Annotated in this window: 1 protein-coding gene; it reads left to right on the top strand. The window is 33.4% G+C overall.

Features of this window, described 5'->3' with window-relative positions:
* Nucleotides 1-37 precede the first annotated feature (37 nt).
* The gene (gene folK / locus A5294_RS06500) at nt 38-538 is read left to right on the top strand and encodes a 2-amino-4-hydroxy-6-hydroxymethyldihydropteridine diphosphokinase (protein WP_004119382.1); all 501 of its coding nucleotides are present in this window, start codon (nt 38-40) and stop codon (nt 536-538) included.
* The last annotated feature ends 10 nt before the right edge of the window (nt 539-548 follow it).

Below are 548 nucleotides of genomic sequence, written 5' to 3'. Positions count from 1 at the left end.
ACTATAAATTGAATTATTTTTTTTGGGGGGTGGAAATATGATTTCTAGTGCATACATAAGTGTTGGAAGCAATATAGGTGATAGATTACTTAATTTGCGCCAAGCTGTTTCGCTATTGAAGCAAAATTCGCATATAAGCAATATTATCGTTTCTTCAGTGTATGAAACTGAACCAGTTGGTGACGTAGTGCAAGACAGTTTTTATAACATTGCTTTACGTTTGGACACTGATTTAACAGCTTTTGAATTGCTTGATTTTATTCATGATATTGAACAGCGTCTTCATAGAAAGCGCATAGTTCGTTGGGGTCCTCGAACAATCGATTTAGATATTATTGATTTTGGTGGTCAAACTATAAAAAGTGAAAATCTTACGATTCCGCACAAAGAAAGAGATAATCGCAGATTTGTATTAGTTCCTTTGCTCGAAATAAGCGCAGACGATGCAAATTATCATGAGCTCATCCAAGATAAGCTTAATAAAACTAGCGACACTAATTGGATTAATATTATTGAAAGTAGCGAAGTTTTTAATTAGTTTGGAATAT

Source organism: Gardnerella sp. 30-4, from assembly GCF_001641215.1.
GTDB lineage: Bacteria > Actinomycetota > Actinomycetes > Actinomycetales > Bifidobacteriaceae > Bifidobacterium > Bifidobacterium leopoldii.
The sequence above is the reverse complement of the archived record's forward strand: the minus strand, read 5'-3'. Positions and strand labels throughout refer to the sequence as shown.

Excerpts from the sequence above, each read along its gene's own strand:
- folK (WP_004119382.1), top strand. The coding sequence starts at position 38 with ATGATTTCTAGTGCATACATAAGTGTTGGAAGCAATATAGGTGATAGA.